Source organism: Streptomyces spororaveus (genome assembly GCF_016755875.1).
Classification (GTDB): Bacteria; Actinomycetota; Actinomycetes; order Streptomycetales; family Streptomycetaceae; genus Streptomyces; species Streptomyces spororaveus.
This window is the reverse complement of sequence record NZ_BNED01000005.1, coordinates 2712406-2738544: the sequence shown is the minus strand read 5'-3', so window position 1 is coordinate 2738544 and position 26139 is coordinate 2712406. Positions and strand designations below refer to the sequence as shown.

24 protein-coding genes are annotated in these 26139 nt (G+C 71.6%); 7 read left to right on the top strand and 17 right to left on the bottom strand.

Features of this window, described 5'->3' with window-relative positions; translation table 11 throughout:
- The first annotated feature begins 62 nt into the window (after positions 1–62).
- Together Sspor_RS14375 and Sspor_RS14370 are read left to right on the top strand one after the other, a co-directional pair.
- Positions 63–1679, top strand: a complete 1617-nt coding sequence (locus Sspor_RS14375) for an ABC transporter permease (RefSeq protein ID WP_202203659.1) — start codon at positions 63–65, stop codon at positions 1677–1679.
- Positions 1679–2716 carry an ABC transporter ATP-binding protein gene (locus tag Sspor_RS14370; RefSeq protein WP_202199503.1) on the top strand — a complete coding sequence of 346 codons (1038 nt, stop codon included), beginning with the start codon at positions 1679–1681 and terminating at the stop codon, positions 2714–2716. The genes Sspor_RS14375 and Sspor_RS14370 overlap by 1 nt, the downstream gene beginning before the upstream one ends.
- A gap of 48 nt (positions 2717–2764) precedes the next feature.
- Here the strand turns inward: Sspor_RS14370 and Sspor_RS14365 are convergent, their stop codons facing one another.
- The 10 genes from Sspor_RS14365 to Sspor_RS14320 all read right to left on the bottom strand — a co-directional run bounded on the left by Sspor_RS14365 (position 2765) and on the right by Sspor_RS14320 (position 12576).
- Positions 2765–4012 carry a cytochrome P450 gene (locus Sspor_RS14365; protein WP_202199502.1) on the bottom strand — a complete coding sequence of 416 codons (1248 nt, stop codon included), beginning with the start codon at positions 4010–4012 and terminating at the stop codon, positions 2765–2767.
- Between the two features lie 66 nt (positions 4013–4078).
- Complete coding sequence (locus tag Sspor_RS14360; protein ID WP_237403866.1) at positions 4079–5482, bottom strand: NAD(P)/FAD-dependent oxidoreductase; 1404 nt, start codon at positions 5480–5482, stop codon at positions 4079–4081.
- Positions 5479–5742, bottom strand: coding sequence for a ferredoxin (locus Sspor_RS14355; protein ID WP_202199501.1), 264 nt, complete (start codon positions 5740–5742; stop codon positions 5479–5481). The genes Sspor_RS14360 and Sspor_RS14355 overlap by 4 nt, the downstream gene beginning before the upstream one ends.
- Positions 5743–5863: 121 nt before the next feature.
- Positions 5864–6505: a hypothetical protein gene (locus Sspor_RS14350; RefSeq protein WP_237403865.1), complete on the bottom strand. Its 642-nt coding sequence runs from the start codon at positions 6503–6505 to the stop codon at positions 5864–5866.
- A 100-nt stretch (positions 6506–6605) separates the two neighbouring features.
- Positions 6606–7511 (bottom strand): DMT family protein, encoded by a 906-nt coding sequence (locus Sspor_RS14345; protein WP_202199500.1) that lies wholly within the window; start codon positions 7509–7511, stop codon positions 6606–6608.
- 79 nt (positions 7512–7590) lie between these two features.
- Positions 7591–8682 (bottom strand): LOG family protein, encoded by a 1092-nt coding sequence (locus tag Sspor_RS14340; protein ID WP_202199499.1) that lies wholly within the window; start codon positions 8680–8682, stop codon positions 7591–7593.
- 26 nt (positions 8683–8708) lie between these two features.
- Positions 8709–9782, bottom strand: coding sequence for a hypothetical protein (locus Sspor_RS14335; RefSeq protein ID WP_202199498.1), 1074 nt, complete (start codon positions 9780–9782; stop codon positions 8709–8711).
- Positions 9764–10522, bottom strand: a complete 759-nt coding sequence (locus tag Sspor_RS14330; protein WP_202199497.1) for an ABC transporter ATP-binding protein — start codon at positions 10520–10522, stop codon at positions 9764–9766. Before Sspor_RS14330 ends, Sspor_RS14335 begins: the two co-directional genes overlap by 19 nt.
- A gap of 185 nt (positions 10523–10707) precedes the next feature.
- Positions 10708–12069: an aspartate aminotransferase family protein gene (locus Sspor_RS14325; RefSeq protein ID WP_202199496.1), complete on the bottom strand. Its 1362-nt coding sequence runs from the start codon at positions 12067–12069 to the stop codon at positions 10708–10710.
- Positions 12070–12072: 3 nt separating this feature from the next.
- On the bottom strand, positions 12073–12576 hold the full coding sequence (locus Sspor_RS14320; RefSeq protein ID WP_007266859.1) for an Lrp/AsnC family transcriptional regulator: 504 nt from the start codon (positions 12574–12576) through the stop codon (positions 12073–12075).
- A gap of 168 nt (positions 12577–12744) precedes the next feature.
- On the opposite strand from Sspor_RS14320, the gene Sspor_RS14315 reads away from it, so the two are divergent.
- From Sspor_RS14315 to Sspor_RS14305, 3 genes are all read left to right on the top strand, one after another.
- Complete coding sequence (locus Sspor_RS14315; protein ID WP_202199495.1) at positions 12745–14184, top strand: gamma-aminobutyraldehyde dehydrogenase; 1440 nt, start codon at positions 12745–12747, stop codon at positions 14182–14184.
- 92 nt (positions 14185–14276) lie between these two features.
- Positions 14277–15455 carry a polyamine ABC transporter substrate-binding protein gene (locus Sspor_RS14310; RefSeq protein ID WP_237403864.1) on the top strand — a complete coding sequence of 393 codons (1179 nt, stop codon included), beginning with the start codon at positions 14277–14279 and terminating at the stop codon, positions 15453–15455.
- A gap of 76 nt (positions 15456–15531) precedes the next feature.
- Entirely contained in the window at positions 15532–15996 is a 465-nt protein-coding gene (locus Sspor_RS14305; RefSeq protein ID WP_202199493.1) for a hypothetical protein, read from the top strand.
- Positions 15997–15999: 3 nt separating this feature from the next.
- On the opposite strand, the gene Sspor_RS14300 is transcribed toward Sspor_RS14305, so the two are convergent.
- The 5 genes from Sspor_RS14300 to Sspor_RS14280 form a co-directional block, all read right to left on the bottom strand.
- The gene (locus tag Sspor_RS14300) at positions 16000–17187 is read right to left on the bottom strand and encodes a serine hydrolase domain-containing protein (RefSeq protein ID WP_202199492.1); all 1188 of its coding nucleotides are present in this window, start codon (positions 17185–17187) and stop codon (positions 16000–16002) included.
- A 147-nt stretch (positions 17188–17334) separates the two neighbouring features.
- Positions 17335–18012, bottom strand: coding sequence for a response regulator (locus Sspor_RS14295; protein ID WP_202199491.1), 678 nt, complete (start codon positions 18010–18012; stop codon positions 17335–17337).
- Positions 18009–19178 carry a sensor histidine kinase gene (locus Sspor_RS14290; RefSeq protein WP_425587389.1) on the bottom strand — a complete coding sequence of 390 codons (1170 nt, stop codon included), beginning with the start codon at positions 19176–19178 and terminating at the stop codon, positions 18009–18011. Before Sspor_RS14290 ends, Sspor_RS14295 begins: the two co-directional genes overlap by 4 nt.
- Positions 19172–19861, bottom strand: coding sequence for a glycerophosphodiester phosphodiesterase (locus Sspor_RS14285; protein ID WP_202199490.1), 690 nt, complete (start codon positions 19859–19861; stop codon positions 19172–19174). Before Sspor_RS14285 ends, Sspor_RS14290 begins: the two co-directional genes overlap by 7 nt.
- Before the next feature lie 36 nt (positions 19862–19897).
- Entirely contained in the window at positions 19898–20923 is a 1026-nt protein-coding gene (locus tag Sspor_RS14280) for an adenosine deaminase (RefSeq protein ID WP_202199489.1), read from the bottom strand.
- Between the two features lie 110 nt (positions 20924–21033).
- On the opposite strand from Sspor_RS14280, the gene Sspor_RS14275 reads away from it, so the two are divergent.
- Positions 21034–21720, top strand: coding sequence for a DUF4190 domain-containing protein (locus Sspor_RS14275; RefSeq protein WP_202199488.1), 687 nt, complete (start codon positions 21034–21036; stop codon positions 21718–21720).
- Between the two features lie 10 nt (positions 21721–21730).
- Here the strand turns inward: Sspor_RS14275 and Sspor_RS14270 are convergent, their stop codons facing one another.
- Together Sspor_RS14270 and ybiA are read right to left on the bottom strand one after the other, a co-directional pair.
- Entirely contained in the window at positions 21731–23320 is a 1590-nt protein-coding gene (locus tag Sspor_RS14270) for a TROVE domain-containing protein (RefSeq protein WP_202199487.1), read from the bottom strand.
- A 475-nt stretch (positions 23321–23795) separates the two neighbouring features.
- Complete coding sequence (gene ybiA / locus Sspor_RS14265; protein WP_202199486.1) at positions 23796–24362, bottom strand: riboflavin biosynthesis intermediates N-glycosidase; 567 nt, start codon at positions 24360–24362, stop codon at positions 23796–23798.
- Between the two features lie 194 nt (positions 24363–24556).
- On the opposite strand from ybiA, the gene Sspor_RS14260 reads away from it, so the two are divergent.
- Positions 24557–26074, top strand: coding sequence for a gamma-aminobutyraldehyde dehydrogenase (locus tag Sspor_RS14260; RefSeq protein ID WP_202199485.1), 1518 nt, complete (start codon positions 24557–24559; stop codon positions 26072–26074).
- Positions 26075–26139: the final 65 nt, after the last annotated feature.

Sequence of the window (26139 nt, the reverse complement as noted above, 5' to 3'; positions counted from 1 at the left end):
GCGCCGCGCCGGCCTCCGGCCCCCGCGAGGGGGCGCGGGCCACCGCCGTGCGGCTCGCCCTGATGGCCCTCCCCCTCGTCTTCTTCGGGCTGTTCTTCGCCTATCCCGTCGCGGCGATCGTCGGGCGCGGCCTGAAGACCGACGAGGGCTGGCAGTTCGGCCGGTTCGCGGAGGTGCTGTCCCGGCCCGACATCGCCGACGTGCTGTGGTTCACCACCTGGCAGGCGTTCGCCTCCACGCTGCTCACCCTGCTGATCGCCCTCCCCGCCGCGTATGTCTTCGCGCGCTTCGAGTTCCCGGGCAAGCAGCTGCTGCGCGCCGTGGTGACCGTTCCCTTCGTGCTGCCGACCGTCGTCGTCGGCACCGCCTTCCTCGCGCTGCTGGGACGGGGCGGTCTGCTGGACGAACTGGTGGGCGTCCGGCTCGACACCACCGTCTGGGCGATCCTGCTCGCCCACGTCTTCTTCAACTACGCCGTCGTCGTCCGCACGGTCGGCGGGCTGTGGGCCCAGCTGGACCCGCGTCAGGAGGAGGCCGCCCGGGTGCTGGGCGCCGGACGGTTCACCGCCTGGCGGCGCGTGACCCTGCCCGCGCTCGCCCCGGCGGTGGCCGCCGCCTCGCTGATGGTGTTCCTGTTCACCTTCAGCTCCTTCGGCGTCGTGCTGATCCTGGGCGGACCCTCGTACTCCACCCTGGAGGTGGAGGTCTACCGGCAGACCGCGCAGCTCCTGGACCTGCCGACGGCGGCCGTCCTGACGATGGTGCAGTTCGCCGCGATCGGCGCGATCCTCGCCGTGCACGCCTGGACCGTGCGCAAGCGCGAGACCGCGCTGCGGCTGGTGGATCCGGGCCGCACCACGCACCGGCCCCGGGGCTGGGGACAGCGCACCCTGCTGGGCGGGGTGCTGCTGACCGTGGCCCTGCTGATCGTGCTGCCGCTGGGCGTGCTCGTCGAACGGTCCTTCGACACCCCCGGCGGCTACGGCCTCGGCTACTACCGGGCCCTGCAGGACGCGGGCGCCGGTGGCGGGACCTTCCTCGTGGCGCCGCTGGAGGCGATCTGGAACTCCCTGCAGTACGCGCTCGCCGCCACCGCGATCGCCCTGGCCGTCGGAGGACTCGCGGCCGCGGCGCTGACCCGGCGCGGGGGCCGGTTCGTCCGCGGATTCGACGCGCTGCTGATGCTCCCGCTCGGGGTGTCCGCGGTGACGGTCGGCTTCGGCTTCCTCATCACCCTGGACGAGCCGCCGCTGGACCTGCGGACCTCGTGGATCCTGGTGCCGCTGGCGCAGGCCCTGGTGGGTGTGCCCTTCGTCGTACGGACCATGCTGCCGGTGCTGCGCGCGGTGGACGGGCGGCTGCGGGAGGCCGCCGCGGTGCTCGGCGCGTCGCCGCTGCGGGCCTGGCGGGAGGTGGACCTTCCGCTGGTGCGGCGGGCGCTGCTGATCGCGGCCGGGTTCGCTTTCGCGGTGTCGCTCGGGGAGTTCGGCGCGACCGTGTTCATCGCGCGGGCGGACCGGCCGACGCTCCCGGTGGCCGTGGCCCGGCTGCTGGGGCGGGCCGGAGAGCTGAACTACGGGCAGGCGATGGCCCTGAGCACGATTCTGATGCTGGTGTGCGCGGTGTCCCTGCTGCTGCTGGAGCGACTGCGACCCGACAAGACCTCCGGAGAGTTCTGATGACACTGCTTCAGCTGGCGGGGGTGTCGGTCCGCTTCGGCGAGCGCACGGCCCAGTACGCCCTGGACGGCGTGGACCTGGCGGTCGCCGAACACGAGGTCGTGTGCGTGCTGGGGCCGAGCGGAAGCGGTAAGTCCACGCTGCTGCGGGTCGTCGCCGGACTCCAGCGGGTGTCCGCCGGCCGGGTGCTGCTGGGCGGGGCGGACCAGGCGGGCGTCCCAGTGCACCGGAGGGGTGTGGGCCTGATGTTCCAGGACCACCAGCTCTTCCCGCACCGCGACGTCGGATCCAACGTCTCGTTCGGGCTGCGGATGAGGGGAGCCGGGCGGGCCTCCTCCGCGGACCGGGTCGCGCAACTGCTGGAACTGGTCGGGCTCCCCGGGGCCCAGGGCCGGGCGGTGGCCTCCCTGTCCGGCGGGGAGCAGCAGCGGGTGGCGCTGGCCCGGGCGCTGGCACCGTCGCCGCGGCTGCTGATGCTGGACGAACCGCTGGGTCAGCTGGACCGGGGGCTGCGGGAGCGGCTCGTGGCGGAGCTGCGGGGGCTGTTCTCCCGGCTGGGCACGACCGTGCTGGCCGTCACGCACGACCAGGGCGAGGCCTTCGCCCTGGCCGACCGGGTGGTGGTGATGCGGGACGGCCGGATCGAGCAGGCCGGGACCCCGCTGGAGGTGTGGCAGCGGCCCGCCTCGGAGTTCGTGGCGCGCTTCCTCGGCTTCGAGAACGTGGTCCCGGCCGTGGTCTCGGGCACGTGGGCCGCCACCGTGTGGGGCAAGGTCCCGGTACCGGCCGGATCCCCCGAGGGGGATCAGCGGCTGCTGATCCGGCCGGCCGGCGTGGTGCTCCGCGCGGCGGGCCTGCGGTGCGAGGTGGTGTCCCGCACCTTCCGCGGTACGCACGTCGCACTGCAGCTGCGGCCGGAGGCGGGTCCGCTGCTGGAGGCGGAGTGCGGTCTGGCGGGGGCGCCGGCCGTGGGGGACCGGGTCGAGGTGGGCTTCACCCCCGCCGAGGTGGTCGTCCTTCCGCCGCAGACTCCCTGAGGACGCGCCATCCTCGTCCCGGCACGGCGCTGACCCGAGGGGCAGGACCTAGCCGCGGATGCCGTCGCAGGCGACCTGCAGGTGGCGCGGGCCGCGCAGGACCGAATTCTGGCGGTACTGCGGCGGGTCCTCCAGCAGCCGAGGGTTCTCCAGCCGTCGGGCCAGTTCGCTCAGCGCGAGCTGGGCCTCCTGGCGGGCCAGCGGTGCCCCGAAGCAGCTGTGGATCCCACTGCCCAGGCCGAGGTGCTGGATGTCCTTGCGGTCGGGGTCGAAGCGGTCCGGGTCCTCGAAGCGCTTCGGGTCGCGGTTCCCGGAGGCCAGCATCAGCCACACGGACGCGCCCTTGGGGATCGTGACTCCGGCGACCTCGACGTCGGAGAGGGTGGTGCGCTGGGGCAGCAGCTGCACGGGCGGCTCGTAGCGCAGCAGTTCCTCGACGATCGGGACGGCCAGGTCCGGGTCCTCGCGCAGCCGCTGGAGGACGTCCGGGAAGCGCAGCAGCGTCAGCATCCCGTTGGTGATGAGGTTGACCGTGGTCTCGTGGCCCGCGATCAGCAGCAGCGCGGAGGTGCTCAGCGCCTCCATGGTGGTCATCGCGCCGTCCGGGCCGTCGGCCGTGGCCAGCTGGGACAGCATGTCGTCGCCGGGATTCTTGCGGCGTTCCTCGATCAGCCCGGCCAGGTACATGCCCAGCTCCATCCGGGCGTCCATCGAGCCCTTGCCGCGCTTCGTGGGGTCCGCGTCCGGGTCGGGGTCCAGGCTGGCGGCCAGGGTCTCCGCCCACACGTGGAAGCGCGGCTCGTCCTCACGGGGGATGCCGAGCAGCCGGCAGATGACCGTGACCGGGAACGGGTAGGCGAACTGGTCGACCAGGTCGATACGGTCCAGCTGCCCGGTCTCCCGGATGCCGTCGATGAGCCCGGTGACGAGACCGCCGAGTTCGTCGCGCATGTCGTGGACCCGGTGGGGGGCGTGCGGCGGCCCGAACGGCCGGTTCGTCATCCGCCGCAGCCGGTCGTGGTCGGGCGGGTCGAGCTTGAGGAACGACGGGGGCAGGGTCGTGCCCTCCTCGTCGGACTGGTCGCCCAGCAGATCGTCCCCGGTCGCCTTCAGGTTCTTGGCGTCGGAGCTGATCCGCGGGTCGTGCAGCAGGCTGTGGATCTCGTAGTACGTGCTGACGACGTACGGGCCGTCCCCGTCATGGGAGACCGGGGTCTTGCGGAGCTCCTCGTACAGCGGGTACGGATTCGCGCGGTTCGCGTAGTCGATGATCTCCCGCAGCAGGGCTTGTGACATGACAGGTCCTCGTGATCCTCGGGGAGGGCGCGGTACGGCGTGGCCGGTGGTGCGCGGGAACGAAGGTCATCTTCCGGGAGTGAAGGTCATCTTCCGGTCCGCCGGCGAGTAACCGCTCAGCGTGATGGTCGGCCCGTGGGTGGGCACCGACGGGTCGGGGAAGTCGGCCGGCTGCGGCTTGGCCCCCTCCGGCCTGCGGTCCACGGTGGAGAACGGGGGCGGGAACGGCGCGGTGGACTCGATCTGCTGCTCGTAGAACGGCAGCCAGCGGCAGTTGTCGAAGGTGACCGCGGCGATCATGCGCCCCTGGTACCCGTACACGGCCGCGAACCGGCGCTCGGCGAGCGAGCCCTGCGTGACGAGGATCTCGGTCCCCATCGGCGGCACCCCGACCGACTTGATGTTCACGCCGAACTGGGAGGACCAGAACGCCGGAACCCACAGGTGGGGGCGGCGGTCGGCGCTCTCGCTGAGCATGTTGTGCGCGGCGGTGTCGGCCTGGGCGACGGCGTTGCCCCAGTGCTCCAGCGACAGGAACTGGTAGCCGAACAGGGCGTGCGGGGAACGTGCCACGTCACCCGCCACGTAGATGTCGTCGGTGACGATGCCCCGGACGTCGAAGGCCCGGCAGCCCGCGTCGCATGCGATGCCCCGCGGCCCCGCGCCCAGCCCGGAGCCCGCCAGCCACTCGGTGTTGCGCTGAGCGCCCAGCGACACGACCACCACGTCCGCCTCCACGGTGGACCCGTCGGAGAGGTGCGCGGCGCGGACCCGGCCGGAGGGGTCGCCCTCCAGCGAGGTCACCATGACCCCGGTGCGCAGGTCGACGCCGTTCTCGTGGTGCATCTCGGCCGCCACCGCGCCGATGACTCCGCCCAGCGCACCGACCAGGGGCGCGTCGCCCCGTTCGGCGACGGTGACGTCCAGGCCGCGCTCGCGGCAGGCGGAGGCGATCTCGGACCCGGTGAACCCGGCCCCGATGACCAGCACCCGGCGGGGGCCGGCGGCCAAGGCGCGTTGCAGCCCTTCGCCGTCGTCCCGGGTGCGCAGGACGAAGACGCCCTTCAGGGCGCCTTCCTCCGGATTGGGCCAGGGCCGGGCACGCACACCGGTGGCGATCAGCAGCCGGTCGTACTCGACCTCGTCGCCGTTGCCGAGCCTGACCCGGCGGGCGCCCATGTCCAGGCCCGTGGCCGGGACCCCCAGGCGCCAGTCCGCGTCGATCGCCCGGCGGCGGGGGAGCGCCGTGTGGTCGGCGACCGCGTTGCCCAGCAGGACCTGCTTGGACAGCGGGGGCCGGTCGTACGGCTCGTACGGTTCGTCGCCGATCATCGTCAGCGAACCGGTGAAACCCTTGTCGCGCATGGTCTCGGCGGCCCGGAGACCGGCCAGAGAGGCGCCGACGACGACGATGCGGCCCTCGCGCTTGAGGCGCTCCAGGGATCCGTCGTGTGTTCCCGCACCGGTCACCGTGCGCCTCCGGAAGGAGATCCGGCGCCGGCCACGGCGCCCGGGGCCACCATGTTCGCCATGTCCTCGTCCGTGATCTCCAGGAGGATCGCCTGCACCGGGCAGGCGGCCACGGCACGCAGGACGTCCTCGCGCTGTGCCGGATCCGCCTGCGGGTTGTACAGCAGCGACTCGTCGCCGTGCATGGCGAAGACATCGGGAGCGAGGAACGCGCACTGGGCGTATCCCTGGCAGCGGTTGAGGTCGACGACAAGCCTCATGACGGTTCTGCCTTTCCTTGGCCGTCCATCCCCGTCACCCCCCGGAACCCCCGGGTCCTCCCCTTTCCACCAGCATGCACGCGGCACCCACAGGCCGCCTGCCGGGGTACGGATTCGCAGGTCAGGGTGGGTTTGTGGGGGTCGGAGCCCGGCGGGCGGCACCGCGCCGGACACGCAGGATGTACACGCTGACGATCAGCGCCCAGGCCGGGAACACCAGCTCGGACCACGGCACTCCGGACCCGGCCACGAGCAGGACCAGGCCGACGACGGTGCCCAGCAGGGCCAGTGGCCTCGGGAAGACCCCGAGCATCCGCCCGATGGTCGAGGTCGCGAGGACGAAGACGGCCGCCATCCGCATGGCGTACGTCGCGAGGAGGGTGTACGCGTAGTGGCGGCCGAAATCGGAGGGCGTGCCCTCGGCCAGCACGGTGCCCGCCGCCGCGGCGGAGGCGAACAGGGTGGCCACGAAGACGAATCCGCTGCCGAGGAACACGGTGGCGACGAACCGGTCCTCGGCGGAACCCGTATGGGCGCGCAGGGCGCCCATGAACCAGAGGAAGAAGATGCCCGCGAAGGGCACGATCTCCAGCGCCACCTGGATCGCCCAGCGCTTGTCCGGGTCGACGGGCCCTTCGACGGCGTTGCCCGACGGGACGGCGATCCGCATCAGGACGATCGCCGCCCCGAGCAGCAGGGCGAAGGCGATTCCGGCCATCCCGGCCGCGCGTGGCGTGTCGAGCCGATCGGTCGTGGTACTCACGAACCCCTCACTCTCTCCCCTGGTCCAGCAAGCGGCAGTCACTGCCGCGCCACCACCGGGGGGCGGCCGACCGGGTGAGGGACCCCGGCCGGCCGGTGGGTCAGCCGACCGGCTCCGGTACGGGGTCGGCGGCTGCCTCGGCGGCCCCCTCGTGCTTGCCGTACCAGGCGACCGCCACCGCTCCGGCGACGGCCATGACGAAGCCGAGGACCGCGAGCCAGGCGAGTCCCGGGCGGGAGGCGTCGCCGAGCCACAGGACGCCGATCGCGCCCGGCAGGACCGTCTCGCCGACGACCAGGGCCGCCGTGGCGCCGTTCACCGAGCCGATCTGGAGGGCGACCGTGTGCAGGTACATGCCGCCGATGCCGGCCACGAGGATGGCGTAGAGGGCCGGGTCGGTGAGGAGGGCCGTGAGGTCGAACGGGTCCACGCCGTTCAGGATCCGGACGCCGACGCCGAGCGCGCCGAAGCCCAGACCCGACAGCAGGCCCGCCAGGATCGCGGCGCCGCCGCCGAGGAGGCGTACGGCCACCGTGCCGCCCACCATCAGCAGCAGGGTGATCCCCAGCAGCCACCAGTGCGTGGCCATCGGCGCGTCGTGGCCGCCCTCGTGGCCCGCGGCCGTCGCCAGCAGTACCAGCGCGGTGCAGACGACCCCGATCGAGGTCCACTCCTTGCGGCTCAGCCGGATGCCGAGCATCTTCACGCTCAGCACGGCCGTGATCACCAGGTTGGCGCTGATGACCGTCTGCGACAGGAAGAGGGGGAGCATGCGGGCGGCCAGGGCCCCGAGTCCGAAGCCCACGAAGTCCAGGATGGTGCCGACGATGAATTCCCAGGTCATCGCCGCTTTCGCGGTGGACGACAGGTTGGGGCCGCCGTGGGCGGTCACCCCGGTGTCGGTCGGGGACATGCGTGCGGCGCGGCGCGAGCCGACGGCTTGCAGCACGGATCCCGTGCCGTAGCAGATGGACGCCGCGACAGCGGTCAGCAGGCCTATGAGCACCAAGGGCTCCGTTCACGTCTGGCAGGTTTTGCGTACCTCTGCCAGACGTGAGAACGGGCCGGGAAGTTGCCTCCGGAGCTCAGCTCATCGACGCGAGGGCGTCCGGGACCTCGTCCACCGAGTCGACGAGCGCGATCCGGGACTCCATCGCCCGGCCGCGCGCCAGGGCCTGGAGCAGGGGCCAGGCCGGGAGGTGCTCGGTCCAGTGGGCGCGGCCGACCAGGACCATCGGGGCCGGCTCGCCCCGCGACTCGTAGTAGTTCGGCGTCGCGTTGTCGAAGATCTCCTGGACGGTGCCCGCGGCGCCGGGCAGGAAGACCACGCCCGCGGTGGAGCGCGCCAGCAGCCCGTCCTCGCGGGTGGCGTTCGCGAAGTACTTCGCGATGTGGCCGGCGAAGGCGTTCGGCGGCTCGTGCCCGTAGAACCAGGTCGGGATGCCCACCGAGTCCCCGCCGGCGGGCCAGCGCTCGCGTACGGCGAAGGCGGCGCCCGCCCACTCGGACACCGACGGCGCGAAGGAGGGGGCCTTGGCCAGCAGCTCCAGGGCCTCCGCGAGGGCCTCGTCCGGGGCCGGGGCCAGGTAGGCGCCGAGGTTGGCGGCCTCCATCGCGCCGGGGCCGCCGCCGGTGGCCACCGTCAGCCCGGACCGGGTCAGCGCCCGGCCCAGCTCGGCCGCACCGCGGTAGTGCGTACCCCCGCGGGCCATCGCGTGGCCGCCCATCACGCCTACGACCCGGGCACCGGCGAGGTGCTCGTCGAGGGCGTCGGAGATGGCGTCGTCATGGACGGAGCGGAGCATCGAGGAGAAGACGTCGCCGTCGGACTTGGTCTCCTGGAACCAGGCGTACGCCTCGGCGTCCGGGGTGGCCTCGTACCCGTCACGCAGCCCGGTGAAGAGCTCCTCGGGCGTGTAGAGCAGGCCCCGGTACGGGTTGAACGGCAGGTCCGGTACCGGCGGGAAGACCAGCGCGCCGTCGGCGCGGACCTTCGCCGCCGCGTCGGGCTCCATCGGGCAGCCCAGGAACACGGCCGTCGAGGTGTCGGCGGCCAGCAGCGCGAAGGTCCGCTCCAGCAGGTTGACCGACTGGATCCGGTAGCCGCTGAGCGAGCCGCGTGCGGCGACCTGATCGAATTCGGCGAGCGTCTCGATCTCGATGTCTGGGTTGACCATTCGGCCCACCCTAAGGGCTGCTCGTGTCAGCGGGTCAATGCCAGCGACGTCAGCTGCGCCACACCCCAGCTGAGCGGTACGCACACGGCCAGGAGCGCCGTGGCCCGCAGACTCGCGGCGGTCCTCAGGACGTTGGACGGGGCGCCCAGGTCGAGCAGGGCCGTCCGTCCGGGCTCCCGGCTCCGGCGTGCCTCCAGCACCGATGTGAGAAGGGTCGCGGCGGCGCACAGGGTCACCAGGGCGACGGCCGGCCCGGTCAGCGGGCCCAGCGGGACGGGCAGCCCGCCCCGGTCGCGCAGGGCGAACGCGGTCAGGGCGCCCGCGGCCACCGAGCAGAGCACTCCCAGCGGGGGGCCGATCCGGGGGGCCTCCTCCTGGAGGATCCGCCCGGCCAGCAGCCGCGGCGCTCCCGGGCGGACGGCCTGGACCAGGCTCCCGCAGGCGTACGCGAGCCCCGGTCCGGCCAGGGCGAGCCCGACCGCGGTCAGCGACCAGCCGATGAGTGTGCCGGGGCCGCCCCGGCCCGTGTAGGCCGAGGCCGCGAGCCCGCAGGCGGTCAGCGCGATGCCCCAGGGCAGCCCGCTCTGGGGGGCCAGCGGCGGGTGCGGGCGCAGCGCGAGGGCGGTGGCGGCCGAGGCGGTGAGCGGGATCAGGGCCAGCAGGGTGAGGGCGCCGGCGACCGGCAGCGGCTGCTCGGCGTGGAGCAGCCGGGCCCCGGCCGCGTCGAACGGCAGACCCGCCAGTTCCCCGCGCAGGTGGAGGAAGGCGGCCAGGGCCACCGCACTGCCCAGGGCGCAGGCGACGGCGGTGGAGATCGCGGCGGCCAGCAGGAGACGGAAGGGCCCCAGTCCGACGGCGTCCAGTCCCTCGCGGGGCTGGGTGGCGGGGTCCGCCCGGGCCACGACGACGGCGAAGTGGACGGTGACGGCCAGCGGGATCAGGGCCCACAGCAGGCGAGGGAACGATCCGGCGGGCTGGGCCACGGCCCCGGCGAGTACATAGAGGAGGAGGAAACCGGTTCCGGCCGAGGCCGCGGCGACGAGGAGCCGCCGCAGCTGGACGAGCGGCCGGGAACCGCGGGCTAGGCGGAGAGCGAGCACGCGGCCTGGTCCTCCGGGGTGTCGGCGACGGGGGAGGCGGCGGCCGCGGCCCCCGCGAGGCGGCCGTCGAGCAGGGCGATCCGGCGGTCCGCGACGGCCGCGGTGGCCTCGTCGTGGGTGGCCATGAGCACGGTGATGTCGTGGGAGCGGGCCGCGGTCGTCAGCGTACGGAGCAGCAGGGCTCGGTCGGTGCGGTGCAGCGGAGCCGTGGGCTCGTCGGCGAAGATCACCGCGGGCTCGTTGACCAGGGCCCGGGCCAGTGCCACCCGCTGGGACTCGGCGCGGGTCAGGGCGCCGGGGCGCTTGCGGGCGAGGCCGGCGATGTCGAGGCGGTCCAGCCATTCGCAGGCGGCCTTGCGGGCGCTGCGGTGGGAGGCGCCCGCGAGCAGCAGCGGCAGGGCCGCGTTCTCCCAGGCCTTCAGCTCGGGCAGCAGCTGCGGCTCGTGGCCGATCCAGCCGAACCGGTCGCGGCGCAGCCGTTCGCGGACGAGCGCGCCCATGGTGTGCACGGGGACGCTGTTGAACCAGACCTCGCCCTGCTGGGGGCGCAGCTGCCCGGACAGACAGCGGAGCAGGGTGGTCTTGCCGCTGCCGCGGGGACCGGTCAGGGCGAGGATCTCGCCCTGGCGGACCGAGACGGAGATCTCGACGAGGGCGGGGGAGCGGTCGTGGGAGTAGTGAAGGGACCGAGCCCACAGGACGTCATTGTCAGGCGGGGCATTGTCCGGTGGAGCCACCATGGCGTACACCTCCGTCCGAGGGAACGAAGCGGAACCGGTCGAAGTCACTGGCGCCGCACTGAGATGTAAAGAGATGAACGTCTTGGATGGTGACAGCACACGGCCCGGACCCCCGCGTTCTCACTCGAACGGAGGATCCGGGCCGTGTGGTTGGACTACAGCGGCTCGGGCGGTCTAGGCGCCGGTTACAGCTTGGTCCATGCCTCGGTGAGCACCGAGCGCAGGATGCCTTCGATCTCGTCGAAGGTGCCCTGGTCGGCGATCAGCGGCGGCGCGAGCTGGATGACCGGGTCGCCGCGGTCGTCGGCCCGGCAGTACAGGCCGTTCTCGAAGAGCGCCTTGGAGAGGAAGCCGTAGAGCACGCGCTCCGTCTCCTCGTCCGTGAAGGACTCCTTGGTGACCTTGTCCTTGACGAGCTCGATGCCGTAGAAGAAGCCGTTGCCGCGGACGTCGCCGACGATGGGCAGGTCGTGCAGCTTCTTCAGCGTCGAGAAGAAGGCGTCCTCGTGGTCCAGCACGTGCTGGTTGAGGCCTTCCTTGTCGAAGATGTCGAGGTTGGCCAGCGCCACCGCCGAGGAGACCGGGTGGCCGCCGAAGGTGTAGCCGTGCAGGAAGGTGTTGTCGCCCTTGTAGAAGGGCTCCGCGAGGCGGTCGGAGATGATGCAGGCGCCGATCGGGGAGTAGCCCGAGGTCATGCCCTTGGCGCAGGTGATCATGTCCGGCACGTAGTCGAACTTGTCGCAGGCGAACATCGTGCCCAGGCGGCCGAACGCGCAGATCGTCTCGTCGGAGACGAGCAGGACGTCGTACTCGTCGCAGATCTCGCGGACCCGCTGGAAGTAACCGGGCGGCGGCGGGAAGCAGCCGCCGGCGTTCTGCACCGGCTCCAGGAAGACGGCGGCGACCGTGTCGGCGCCCTCGAAGAGGATCTCCTGCTCGATCTGGTCGGCGCACCAGCGGCCGAAGGCCTCGGGGTCGTCGCCGTAGATCGGGGCGCGGTAGATGTTGGTGTTCGGCACCTTGTGCGCGCCGGGCACCAGCGGCTCGAAGGGGGCCTTCAGGGCCGGCAGGCCGGTGATCGACAGGGCGCCCTGCGGGGTGCCGTGGTAGGCGACCGCACGCGAGATGACCTTGTACTTGGTGTGCTTGCCCTGGAGCTTGTAGTACTGCTTGGCGAGCTTCCAGGCGGTCTCGACGGCCTCGCCGCCACCCGTGGTGAAGAAGACCTTGTTCAGGTCGCCCGGGGCATAGTGGGCGAGGCGCTCGGCGAGCTCGACGGCCTTGGGGTGCGCGTACGACCAGATGGGGAAGAACGCGAGTTCCTGGGCCTGCTTGTAGGCGACCTCGGCCAGTTCCTTGCGGCCGTGACCGGCGTTGACCACGAACAGGCCCGCGAGCCCGTCGAGGTAGCGCTTGCCCTTGTCGTCCCAGATGTAGGTGCCCTCACCACGCACGATGGTGGGGACGGGGGAGTTCTCGTACGAAGACATGCGGGTGAAGTGCATCCACAGGTGGTCGTACGCGGTCTTGGAGAGGTCCTGGCTCACGGGCTATCGAGTTCCCCACATGTAGGTCTGCTTCTTCAGCTTCAGATAAACGAAGCTTTCGGTTGATCGCACGCCGGGGAGCGTGCGGATCTTCTTGTTGATCGTTTCGAGCAGGTGGTCGTCGTCCTCGCAGACGATCTCCACCATCAGGTCGAACGACCCTGCGGTCATGACCACGTACTCGCACTCGGCCATGGCGGTCAGTGCGTCGGCCACCGGATCGAGGTCGCCCTCGACGTTGATGCCGACCATGGCCTGGCGTCGCAGGCCCACGGTGAGCGGGTCGGTGACGGCGACGATCTGCATGACGCCCTGGTCGAGCAGCTTCTGCACGCGCTGGCGCACGGCCGCTTCGGAGAGGCCGACGGCCTTGCCGATCGACGCGTAGGGACGGCGTCCGTCCTCCTGCAGTTGCTCGATGATCGCCAGGGACACAGCATCGACCGAAGGGGACGGTTGTCTGTTCCTGGAATCTGCGCTTCGACTGACCACGACCTCACTGTGCACGAGGGTCGTCTGTTCCGCAAGACGGAATCGATGAAATCCGTTGATTGGCGACCGTGATCCCACTGATTTCGTAGTTGGTGGCGTCTGGGTCTGTCGAAAGCCTCCGCCGAGAGGCTAGGCTTGGTAATCGTCTCAATCGTTGGACATGTGATCAGGAGTGTGGCTGTAGTGACCACCGAACTGCGTCGTCTGCGCAACTACATCGGCGGGGAGTTCAAGGACGCCGCCGACGGGCGGACCACCGAGGTGGTCAACCCGGCCACCGGCGAGGTGTACGCCACCGCCCCGCTCTCGGGCCAGGCCGATGTGGACGCCGCCATGGCCGCTGCCGCGGCCGCCTTCCCGGGCTGGCGCGACACCACCCCCGCGGAGCGCCAGAAGGCCCTGCTGAAGATCGCGGACGCCTTCGAGGCGCGCGCGGACGAGCTCGTCGCCGCCGAGTCGGAGAACACCGGCAAGCCGCTGGGCCTCACGGCCAGCGAGGAGCTGCCGCCGATGGTGGACCAGATCCGCTTCTTCGCGGGTGCCGCACGCCTCCTGGAGGGCCGCTCGGCCGGCGAGTACATGGAGGGGATGACCTCGATCATCCGCCGTGAGCCGGTCGGCGTCTGCGCCCAGGTCGCGCCGTGGAACTACCCGATGATGATGGCCGTGTGGAAGTTCGCCCCGGCCATCGCGGCGGGCAACACCGTCGTGCTCAAGCCCTCGGACACCACCCCGGCCTCCACCGTCCTGATGGCGGAGATCATCGACTCGGTGCTGCCCAAGGGCGTCTTCAACGTCGTCTGCGGTGACCGTGAGACCGGCAAGGCCATGGTCGAGCACTCCACCCCGGCGATGGCCTCCATCACCGGCTCGGTGCGCGCGGGCATGCAGGTCGCCGAGAGCGCCTCCAAGGACGTCAAGCGCGTCCACCTGGAGCTGGGCGGCAAGGCCCCGGTCGTGGTCTTCGAGGACGCCGACATCGCCAAGGCCGTCGAGGACATCGCGGTCGCCGGCTACTTCAACGCCGGCCAGGACTGCACCGCCGCCACCCGCGTGCTCGTGCACGAGTCGATCCACGACGAGTTCGTGGCCGCGCTCGCCAAGGCCGCCTCCGACACGAAGACCGGCGCGCCGGACGACGAGGACGTGCTGTACGGCCCGCTGAACAACCCGAACCAGCTCAAGCAGGTCGCGGGCTTCATCGAGCGGCTCCCCGCGCACGCCAAGGTCGAGGCGGGTGGCCACCAGGTCGGCGAGAAGGGCTACTTCTACGCCCCGACCGTGGTCTCCGGCCTCAAGCAGGACGACGAGATCATCCAGAACGAGGTCTTCGGCCCGGTCATCACCGTCCAGTCCTTCACGAACGAGGGTCAGGCCCTGGAGTACGCGAACGGCGTCGAGTTCGCCCTCGCCTCCTCCGTGTGGACCAAGGACCACGGCCGCGCCATGCGGATGTCCAAGAACCTCGACTTCGGCTGCGTGTGGATCAACACCCACATCCCGCTCGTCGCCGAGATGCCGCACGGTGGCTTCAAGAAGTCCGGCTACGGCAAGGACCTCTCCGCCTACGGCTTCGAGGACTACACGCGCATCAAGCACGTGATGACCTCGCTCGACGGCTGATCGGCCGCATCGATCACAGCACAGCGTTGACGGGGCGGGCAGTAGACAACATGTCTATTGCCCGCCCCCTCGCGTTCGCCGAGGCTGTGCCCATGCCTGAACTCGCCTTCTCCCGCCGTTCTGCGCTGTACGGCCTCGGTGCCGCGGGCCTGTCGGCCGCCCTCGCCGGCTGCGGTGTGCCGGCCGCCTACGTTCCCGAGGAGGGGCGCGAGGGCCCCGACCGTTCCGAGCGGGACCGCAGCGTCGCCTTCTCCAACTGGCCGCTCTACATCGACACCGACGAGGAGGACGAGGAGCGCCGCCCGACGCTGGAGGCCTTCTCGGAGCAGACCGGCATCGAGGTCCGGTACACCGAGGAGATCAACGACAACGACGAGTTCTTCGGCAAGGTCAGCCCGGCCCTGATGAACCGCCAGGAGACCGGCCACGACCTGATCGTGGTCAGCGACTGGATGGCCGCCCGCTTCGTCCACCTGGGCTGGGCCCAGAAGCTGGACCGGCCGGCCCAGCCGAACGTGGCCAGGCACCTCGATCCGCAACTGCGTTCCCCCGCCTTCGATGAGGGCCGGCTGCACACCGTCCCCTGGCAGTCGGGGATCACCGGCATCGCCTACAACCGCAAGGCCCTCGGCCGGGAGATCAAGTCGGTCAAGGACCTGTGGCAACCGGACCTGGCGGGCAAGGTCACCCTCTTTTCGGGCCTCGACGAGTCCTTCGCCCTGCTGATGCAGGGCGAAGGCGTGGACGTCACCCGCTGGACCGAGTCCGACTTCCACCGGATGTGCGACCAGGTCGAGAACATGGTGAAGAAGAAGCACATCCGCCGCTTCACCGGCAACGACTACACCTCCGATCTGAGCAAGGGCGATGTGCTCGCCTGCCAGGCCTACTCCGGTGACGCCATCCAGCTCCAGGCCGACAACCCGGACATCGAGTTCGTCGTCCCCGAGGAGGGGGCCGAACTCTGGGCGGAGAGCCTGCTCGTCCCCAACCTGGCCCGGCACAAGGCCAATGCCGAGGCCCTCATCGACTACTACTACGCCCCCGAGGTGGCCGCTTCGCTCGCCGCCTCCGTCAACTACGTCTGCCCCGTCCCGGCCGCCCGGGAGGTCCTGGCCGGCTCGGACGACAGGGAGACCGCCGAACTGGCCGAGAACCCGCTGATCTTCCCCGACGATGACATGCGCAAGAGGCTGGTCGTGGCCCGGGACATCTCCTCGGCCGAGCGCCGGTCCCTCGCCAAGCGCTGGAACGCGATCGTCGGCCTCTGACCGGCGGCGCGGCAAATATTGAACACGTTCAGCAATTTGGCTGAACGTGTTCAGAAATGGGCGTAGGCTTCCTTCCATGAGCGAGAGAAGCGCCCTTCAGCGGCGGATCCGTGCCTGGTTGACCCTGTTCCTGATCTGCCTGGTGCTCAGCGGCCTCACGGCTTTCCCCCTGGTCAGTGAGCTCCGCTGGGCCAACGCCCTGATCGACCACGAGTGGCTGCGACGGGTGGGCGACGGACTGGAGCGGGCCGACGCCGACTACCCCTTCCTCCTCTACGGAACCGACTGGCTCGCCTTCGCCCACCTCGTCATCGCCGTCTTCTTCTACGGGGTCCACCGCGACCCGGTACGCAACGTCTGGATCGTCGAGGCCGGCATGATCGCCTGCGCCGGAGTGATACCGCTGGCCCTGATATGCGGCCCGATCCGGGGCATCCCCTTCTGGTGGAGCGTCATCGACATGTCGTTCGGCGTCTTCGGAGTGATTCCTTTGCTGGTGCTCCGCCGCATGATCAAGCGCCTTGAGGCCATGCCCGCCTGACGCCTACCGGGCGAAGGCCGCCCCCACGATGCCCATGACCACCGGGTTCGTGTCCTCGCCCTTGGCGTTCGTGGAGTTGACCGAGTAGACCACGGTGCGGGACAGGTCCCGGGTCGCGCCCATGCCGGTGTTGTACCCGTACCGGCCACCGGACTTGCCCCACAGCACCGTGCCGTCCGGCAGGGTGATCCTGGACATCCCCGCGGTCATGGTGGCGGCCTCGCCCTTGCCGAAGGTCTTCACCGCGGGCACCGTGAACATCTCTTCCAACTGGGCCGCCGGCACGACCCGCCCGCCGAACAGGGCCTTGGTGAACCGCTCCAGATCAGCCGTGGTCGAGATGATGTCCCCCGCCGCCCAGCGGTCCGAGGAGTTCCACTCGGTCACGTCCCGCAGCTCCCGGGAGCCGTCGGCCCGGGCTATCGCCTGGTACCCGCGGTTGTGCGGACCGTGGATCCTCGTCTGCGTCCGGGACGGGAAGGAGGTCTGACGCAGACCGAGCGGCCGCAGGATCCGCCGGCCGACCGCCTCCTCGTACGAGGTGCCCGTCACCTTCTCGACGAGCACGCCCAGCACGGTGTAGTTGATGTTCAGATAGTGCTGAGCCGTGCCCGGGGCGAACTCCCGCTGCTTCGCCAGGGCATCGGCGATCTGGTCGTGCGGGTCGGTCACGTCGAAGCGGTGCTCCCACTGCGCCTCGAACGAGTCGCCCGGGCCGTCCGCCGCCGGTATCCCGCTGGTGTGGTTGAGCAACTGCCGTACCGTGACCGCACCGTAGGAATCGGGCACGGTCCCGGGCAGGTACCGCCGGACCGGCCGGTCCAGGTCCACCCGGCCCTCGGCCGCCAGCTGGAGCACCACCGCCGCGGTGAAGGTCTTGGTGACCGACCCCGCCCGGAACCGCCCCTCCTCGACGGCGGCCCGTCCGGTGACGACGTCCGCGACACCGGAACTGCCCCGCCAGGCACCGCTCGTCCCCCCGACGCGGACCAGTGCGGCGGTCGCGTCCCCGTGCTCCGCCCCCAGACCGGCGATCGCGCGCTCCAGTGCCGCGGCATTCGGCGGGGCCGGGACGAGAGGCGCCGTGACCCCCGCCGGGACGGGGACCGGAGCCGCGTGAGCGACGGCCGGTCCGGATGCGATGCCCAGAACCAGAGCGGCGGCGATCAGCGTGCGCGTGCGAGCCTTCATGGCGGAATCCCCCTGTGAGTCATCCGGGCCACCGCGGCCCGGATGACTCAATGCTCCAGCTCGGAGGGGTCGTTGCGGATCACCTGCGAGAGGGGTCTTCACCGGTACGACAACTCACCGGCGCGAGGGATACGACACGCCGTCCCCTCACCCGCCGGAGGGAGTACCCGCCGCGATCAGTCCCGTCTCGTACGCGCAGATCACCGCCTGGATCCGGTCCCGCAGCCCCAGCTTCGCCAGCACGTTCCCCACATGCGACTTCACCGTGTGCTCGCTCACCACCAGCGCCGCCGCGATCTCCGCGTTCGACAGCCCCCGCCCCAGATGCAGCAGGGTCTCCCGCTCCCGCGCCGTCAACACCGCCAGCCGGTCCGCCGGCAGGTCGCTCCGCGCCGCGGCCCCCGTCACCGCCGTGTACTCCTCGATCAGCCGCCGCGCCACCGAGGGGGCCAGCAGAGACTCGCCCGCCGCCACTACCCGTACCGCGTGCACCAGGTCGTCCCGCCGCACGTCCTTCAGCAGGAACCCGCTCGCGCCCGCGTGCAACGCCTCGTACACGTACTCGTCCGAGTCGAAGGTCGTCAGCATCACCGTGCGGCACGCGCTCCCGGCGGAGATCGTCCGGCACGCCTCGATCCCGTCCAGCACCGGCATCCGGATGTCCAGCAGCGCCACGTCCGGCGCGAGCCGGTCCACCGCCGCGACCGCCGCCGCGCCGTCCCCGACCTCCGCCACGACCTCGATGTCCTCCTGGACGTCCAGGATCATCGCGAACCCGCTGCGCACCAGCTCCTGGTCGTCGGCCACCACCACACGGATCGTCAATTCCCCACCTCCAGCGGCGAGGTTACAAGGGACACCCGGACCGAGTACCCGACCCCGCCCGGCCCCGGACCGGACTCGGCCGTTCCGCCGTGGGCCGCCGCCCGCTCGCGGATGCCGATCAGCCCGTGTCCGCCCGGGGCGCCACCGGGCCCGCGGCCGTCGTCGGTGACCGTCACCGTGAGCGTCCCCGGTCCGTACGCCAGCGTCACGTCCGCCGCCGCGGCCCCGGCGTGCCTGACCACATTGGTCAGGGCTTCCTGCACCACCCGGTGCACGGTCGCCTCCAGTGCGGCCGGCAGCTCGCGCACCGTGCCCGTCCGCTCGTACGACACCCGCAGCCCGCCGGCCCGTACCCGGTCCACCAGCTCCGCCAGCGCGGCGATCCCGGGCTGCGGGCTCCGGGGCGCGGCCCCGTCGGTGCGCAGCACACCCAGCATCGCGCGCAGCTGCGCCATCGCGTCCCGACCCGTCTCCGCGATCGCCTCGAAGGCGGCCTCGGCCCGCTCCGGTGCCGCGCGCACGGCCACCGGGCCGGCCTCCGCCTGCACGATCATGATGCTGACCGCGTGCGAGAGGATGTCGTGCATCTCCCGGGCGATCCTGGCCCGTTCGCGTGCGGCGGCCTGCTCCGCCTCGATCCGGTTGGCCCGCTCCAGTTCGGCGGCGCGCGCCTCCACGGCCGCCGTGTACGCCTGCCGCGTGTGCTGGAGCCGTCCCAGGGCGTAGGCCGCCGCCGAGACGAAGAGCGTGAACAGCAGCTCCCGCGCCGTCCCCGTCTCCCAGCCCACCGACAGGGCGACCACCACCGCACTGGCCAGTCCCGCGGCCACCCGGACCCGGGGGGTGCACCGGAGGGCGACCGTGTAGAAGGCGATGAGGCCCGCGTACGGCAGCGGCTGGCCCGGTCCGTCGAGCGTGACCTTGTAGACCCCTCCGAGGACCAGGATCGCCACCAGTACGCCCACCGGTGCCCGGCGCCGCCAGATCAAGGGCAGCACGGCCGCCGTCGTCATCGCGTACGAGGCCCAGGTCACGGGAGGCAGATCGGGCGACCGGGGCACGACGAAGGGCATCGTGACGGCCACCTGCACCAGCAGCGCCAGCCCCAGGTCCTGCCGGCGGGCATCCGCGTTCCGGACCCGCTCGCCGAAGGCCCGTATCACCACCCGAGGCCGGCGCGTACGGAGGTCAGCGCGTCCAGCCGGTTGGTGGTGATCGAGTCGACGCCCGCCGCGACGAGGCCCTTCATCGTCCGCCTGGTGTCCGCGGTCCAGGCCGACACCAGCAGGCCGTCCCGGTGGAGCGCGTCCACCAGCTCCCGGCTCACCAGCCCGAAGCGGTAGTTGAGCCAGCGCGGCGCCATGGCGTCGATCAGCGCCCGCCGCGGCGGCGACAGCGAGGTCCAGGTCAGCGCGATCTCCGCGCCCGGATCGGTGGCGCGGACCGACAGCATCGTGTTCGGGCCCCCGCAGTAGTACGTCCGCTCGCGCGCCCCGCAGTCGCGGACCTCGCCCATGACGATGCGTACCGCCTCGGGCGTGGCGCCGGGGAGGTCGAGCATCAGCCGGCCCGCCCCGGCGGCCGTCAGGGCGTCGCGCAGCGTGGGGACTCCGCCCACCGTCAGCCCCTTCAGCTGCGGGGCCGTGACGTCGTCGAGGCGTACGTCATGGCCCCACAGCCGCTGGAGCGTGTCGTCGTGGAGCAGGACCGGCACCCCGTCCCGGGTCAGCCGTACGTCGATCTCGACGGCGTCCGCCCCGCGCGCGAAGGCGGAGCGGATCGAGGCCAGGGTGTTCTCACGGACACGGTAGGGATCGCCGCGGTGGCCGACGGCAGTCAGAGTGCTCATGTCCCCATTCTCAGGGGCGCAGTTGCCGGGGAGGCGTCAGCGCGCGAGCCATTCGGCGGTGTACGTGTCGATCTCCGCGGTCAGCTTCGCCTTGCCGGCCGGGTCCAGGAAGGAGGCCTCGACGGCGTTCTTGGCGAGTTGCGCGAGCCCGCGCTCGTCGAGGTCGAGGAGGCGGGCGGCCACCGCGTACTCGTTGTTGAGGTCGGAGCCGAACATCGGCGGGTCGTCGCTGTTGATGGTGACGAGCACGCCCGCCGCGACCATCTCCTTGACCGGGTGCCGGTCGAGGTCGGTCACCGCGCGGGTGGCGATGTTGGAGGTCGGGCAGACCTCCAGGGCGATCCGGTGCTCGGCGAGGTACGCGAGCAGCTCCGGGTCCTGGGTGGCGCTGGTGCCGTGGCCGATGCGCTCGGCGCCCAGCTCGCGGATGGCGTCCCAGATCGTCTCCGGACCGGTGGTCTCACCGGCGTGCGGGACGCTGCGCAGACCGGCGGCCCGGGCGGCGTCGAAGTACGGCTTGAACTGCGGGCGGGGGACGCCGATCTCGGGACCGCCGAGGCCGAAGGAGACCAGGCCCTCGGGGCGGTGGTCGACGGCGAGCCGGGCGGTCTCGGCGGCGGCCTCCAGGCCGGCCTCGCCGGGGATGTCGAAGCACCAGCGCAGGATGACGCCGAGTTCGGCCTCGGCGGCCCGGCGGGCGTCCTCGATGGCCTCCATGAAGGCCTTCTCGTCGATGCCCCGACGGGTGGAGGAGTACGGGGTGATGGTCAGCTCGGCGTAGCGGATGTTCTGCCGGGCCATGTCGCGGGCGACCTCGAAGGTGAGGGTGCGCACGTCGTCCGGGGTGCGGACCAGGTCGACCACCGACAGGTAGACCTCGATGAAGTGCGCGAAGTCGGTGAAGGTGAAGTAGTCGGCGAGGGCCTCGGGGTCGGTGGGGACCTTCGAGTCGGGGTGCCGGGAGGCGAGCTCGGCCACGATGCGCGGAGATGCCGAGCCGACGTGGTGGACGTGGAGTTCGGCCTTGGGCAGCCCCGCGATGAAGGGGTGCAGGTCGGTCATGGGGGTGCCTCCGGGAGGACGCGGGTGCGGGCAGGTCGGGATTCATCGTAGGCACGCCCGTGACTGTCGGTGGCAGCGCTTAGCATGGCTGTACGAGAGGGGGGCGCCGTATGACCGACAGCAGTCCCGAGCCGCGAGACCCGTGGGCGCCGCCGGAGCGGCCGGCGGTCGAGCTGGGCAAGTCGCAGGGCGGGCAGGGCACGCCGGGCGTGTCGGGCCCTCCGTCCGTGCACGACCAGCCGACGCTCGCCGGGATGCCGGGCGACCAGTACGCCCCGCCCGCGGCGGCCCCGGCCCCGGTACCGACGACGACCCCGCCCCCGATGACCGGGCCGCCCGGGTCCGCGGCCTACGGGTACCCGGCCCAGCCCGGCTACGGGTACCCCGGCGACGCGGGGTACCCCGGGCAGAGCGGCCACCCGGGCTATCCCGGGTACCCGGGATACCCGGGCCAGAGTGCCTACCCGCCCTACGGGGTGCAGCGCAGCAACGGCTTCGGAATCACCGCGCTCGTCCTCGGGATACTCGCGGTCATCGGCTGCATCACCAGCTTCTTCGCCGTGGCGCTCGGCATAGCCGCGGTCGTCTTCGGCACCCTGGGCCGCGGCAAGGCGAGCCGCGGCGAGGCCGACAACGGCGGGATGGCCCTCGCCGGCATCATCCTGGGCGCGATCGGCATCCTGCTGGGCGCCCTGATGATCGCGGTCATGTTCATCGGCTTCATGGACCGGGACGCCGGGGACGACTCGCCCTACGACAGCCCCTACGACAACTCGCAGGTACGCGAGAGGGTCTGACGGGGCCGCCTCAGGAGGCCCACGGCCAGTCGGCGTCGCAGCCGGCCTCGATGAGGGACACCATCCGGAAGGCCGCGTCCGTGAGCCCGCCGAAGGCGTGCCGGTTCGCGGTGCCGGAGGGCGCGTGCCCCACCCGGTAGCCGGCGAGGTTCCAGGTGTAGACCGGAACCGCGGGCGGCACCTCGGCCGTCGGGTCACCGCCGTGGCCGTACGAGGCGGCCTGCTCGTCGGTGACGATCAGCACCCGGTCGTGGTCCTGGTAGTGCTTCTTCACGGCCTCGGCCGTGTAGGTCCCGCCGAGCGTCCCGAACCGCTCCAGCACCTTCAGCACGGACTCGCCGCGCCGGTACCGGACCGCCTCGCTGGTCGTGCCGAACTGCACCAGGTCGGCCTGCTCGGCCCGGAGCGCCAGCGCAGTGCCGAAGACGGCCGCGGCGTCGGCCCGGTTGAGCCGGGACCGGTCCGACAGCGGGGACCACATCGACCCGGACCGGTCGACGAGCACCAGCGTCCGGCCCGGCAGCGCGGGTACGTTGGCCAGCGAGTGGCCGAGGGCCTGCTCCAGCGGGTACGACCAGCGCAGCGAGGGCGCGTGCTGATAGGCGGCCAGGTAGCGGAAGGGGAACTGCCGGGACCGGGCGACGGCCTCCGGGTCGGAGATCCTCGCCGCGACCTGCGCGGCCACCGCGTCCGAGACACCGGCCTGGTCGAAGTTGCGCAGGTTGCGCAGCAGCGCCATCGCTCCCATCGAGGGGATGACCGCCTCCCAGGCGGCCGCGTCCATCGGCCCCTGCAGCCAGCCGGCCAGCGACTCCCAGGTCATGCCCGCCTCCGCGAGCCGCTCGGCCCCGTCCGGGGCGACGACCTGCGCCCGGCGCTCCCGCACCGGCAGCTCCATCAGCGCCCGGTGGGCCGCGAGGGTCCGGTTGCCGGCCGGGACCCGAGCGCTCTCCGGGTTGTGCCTGCGGTCGAGGGCGTAGCGGAACAGCTCGCCCTGCCACGGCTTGGCCGGGTCGGGGGAGGCGTGCACGAGGTTGAGGACGTCGCCGAAGCGGTAGGCCCTGGAGTCGGTGTCGTACTTCAGCAGCGAGGTGCCGGAGTAGAGCCGGCGTACGGCGTCGGCGATACCGCGCTTGACGGGCTTGGGCACATTGCGCCCGTACGTCGCCGTCCAGTAGGCCAGCAGCTCACCCGGCTCGTCCGCGCGCCGCAGTACGGAGTCGACCACCTGGCGGTTCGAAGGCCCTTCGGTGGCGCCCGCGTCGAGCCGCGCCTTCACGTACTCGGCGGCGCCGACCAGCGAGGCGGTCCGCATGTTCGCGTCCCCGCGGAGCCAGCCCAGCAGGCCGGCCGTCCACGCGGGATCCTGGACGGCGAGGGTGCGTACGAGCGCCGCGAAGCGGTCGTCGCGGCCCTCTCCGCTCTCGTACGCGGTCCGCTGCGTCACGAAGTTGGCGACGGCGAGCAGGAACAGCTCCGAGCGCGGATCGCGCAGCCGGCCCGGTGCGCCCTGAACGGTGCGGGCGGCGCCGGTGAAGCGCACCGGCGAAGTGGGCCCGGCGGGCGCCGGCTTGGACGCGCGCAGGTTGAAACGAGCCATGAGAATCCCCCCCGAATTCGATGGAAGCGGGGAGGCGTTGCGTGAGGGATGCCCGAGATCAGGAGTCGGCGGCGGACTTGTATCCCGGCGAGCCACCCGACTGCTCCACCGGCCCGTTCCCTTGCGGGTGACGAGCCGGGTGGGATTCGAACCCACGACCTCCGGGTCCCCAGAAGTAACCGTCGCCTGCGCACCGGGCATCCCCCACGCGTGCCTCCCGAGATCAAGGTGGCGGCGGCGTGGGTTTCTTTGGAGAAGAAGGAGCCGCAGCCCGCGCACCGGGAGGTGCGTGACGTAGGTGTCCAGAGATCGAGGTCGGCGAAACCACAAGGTGCTCTGCCAGCTGAGCTACACCGGCCCGAAGCCGGTGACGGGACTCGAACCCGCGGCCGCCCGATTATGAGTCGAAGTAGGTCTCGCCTTCGCACCTGGACACCGGTCACGTTAGGCGGCCCGTCCGGGCGCCGCCACGCATTTACCGCGTACCCGCGTCGCCCGCCTCGCGCAGCCTCTCCCGGGCCTCCATGAGGGCGAAGCCCAGCAGGTTCAGGCCGCGCCACCGCGCCGGGGCCAGGGCGCGCTCGTCGTCGGCCGCCAGCCCGATGCCCCAGATCCGGTCCATCGGGCTCGCCTCCACCAGGACCCGGTTCCCGGTGCCGAGCAGGTACCCGCGCAGCGCCGGGTCGGATCCGAACTTGTGGACGCTGCCCTCCACCACCAGGGCGAAGCGCTCCCGCTCCCATGTCGCGTTGTCGAAGCGGCGCACCAGCCGCCCGACCTTCTTGGCCTCCGCCGGGCTCTTCGCCTCCACCGCGGCGCGCTCCGCCTCGGCGTCCCCGAAGAGCCGGGCCTTGCCGGCCATCATCCAGTGCTCCGCAGTCGCATATCGGACGTCACCGACAGTGAAAGAAGCGGGCCACCACTGGCTCAGGCAGCTCGGACCGAGCCTGCCGTCGGGCTGCGGGCGGTGCCCCCAGAACGGCAGGTACTTCACCCGCTCACCACGGCTGACCTGCTTGATCAAGTCGTCGATCATCTCCATGCACGCGAGTCTGGCAGTCGCCACTGACACTTCGTACGGGATTTTCGGTGTGCCTCGACACATGGTCGACCGATTCCGTCGCGTAATCAAAGAGCAACAACGGAATCACTTGGCCGAGGGCATCACCTCTGCCAGGATCGGCACTCAATTCGAGCTGTAGCTCGAACTGTAGCTACGGAGAGCGTGAGAGCGTTATGGGCAACCGCTTCCAGGTCAAAGACCGCTTCGCGGACGGCGCGCAGTACATCGACGGGCAGCTGAGGACCGGCACCTCCGGACAGTCACACACCGTGGTCGACCCGGCCACCGGCGACGAGGTCCTGACCTACGAGCTCGCGAGCACCGCGGACGTCGACGAGGCCGTCGCCGCCGCCAGGAGGGCCTTCCCGGGCTGGTCCGGGGCCACCCCCGGCGAGCGTTCGGACGCGCTGCACAAGCTGGCCGCCGTGCTGGCCGAGCAGGCGGCGGACTTCGCGTACGCCGAGTCCCTCCAGTGCGGCAAGCCGATCAAGCTGTCCACGGAGTTCGACGTACCGGGGACCATCGACAACACCGCCTTCTTCGCGGGCGCAGCCCGGCACCTCCAGGGCCAGGCGGCCGCCGAGTACTCGGGCGACCACACCTCGTACGTACGCCGCGAGGCCATCGGGGTCGTCGGCTCGATCGCGCCCTGGAACTATCCGCTCCAGATGGCCGCCTGGAAGATCCTCCCGGCGATCGCCGCGGGCAACACGATCGTCCTCAAGCCCGCCGAGCTCACCCCGCTGACCTCCCTGATGTTCGCGCAGGCGGCCAAGGACGCGGGCCTGCCCGACGGTGTGATCAACATCGTCACCGGTGCCGGCCGGGAAGCCGGGGAGCACCTCGTGGGCCACCCCGACGTGGTGATGACCTCCTTCACCGGCTCCACCGCCGTCGGCAAGCGGGTCGCCGAGATCGCCACCGCCACCGTCAAGCGGCTCCACCTGGAGCTCGGCGGCAAGGCCCCCTTCCTCGTCTTCGACGACGCCGACCTGGAGGCCGCCGCGCACGGCGCCGTCGCCGCCTCCCTCATCAACACCGGCCAGGACTGCACGGCCGCCACCCGCGCCTACGTCCAGCGCCCCCTCCACGACGCCTTCGTCGCCCGGGTCGCCGAGCTGATGGAGACCGTCCGCCTGGGCGACCCCTTCGCGCCCACCACCGACCTCGGCCCGCTGGTCTCGCACGCCCAGCGCGACCGGGTCGCCGGCTTCGTCGAGCGGGCCCGCGCCTACGCCACCGTCGTCACCGGCGGTGAGATCCCGGCCGGGGACCTGGCCGACGGCGCGTACTACCGGCCCACCCTCATCTCCGGCGCCGCCCAGGACAGCGAGGTGGTCCAGTCCGAGATCTTCGGCCCGGTCCTCGTCGTCCTGCCCTTCGACACCGACGACGAGGGCATCGCGCTGGCCAACGACACCCCGTACGGACTCGCGGCCTCCGCCTGGAGCCGTGACCTCTACCGGGCGAACCGGGCCACCCGCGAGATCAAGGCGGGCTGCGTCTGGGTCAACGACCACATTCCGATCATCAGCGAGATGCCCCACGGGGGCTACAAGGCCAGCGGCTTCGGAAAGGACATGTCGGCCTACTCCTTCGAGGAGTACACGCAGGTCAAGCACGTGATGTACGACAACACCGCGGTGGCCGAGAAGGACTGGCACCGCACGATCTTCGGGGACCGTCCGTAACCATTTGCGGCCAACGCCGCGTGGGCCCACCGCCTGACCAGCGGTACACCTCCCGAAAGGGCACA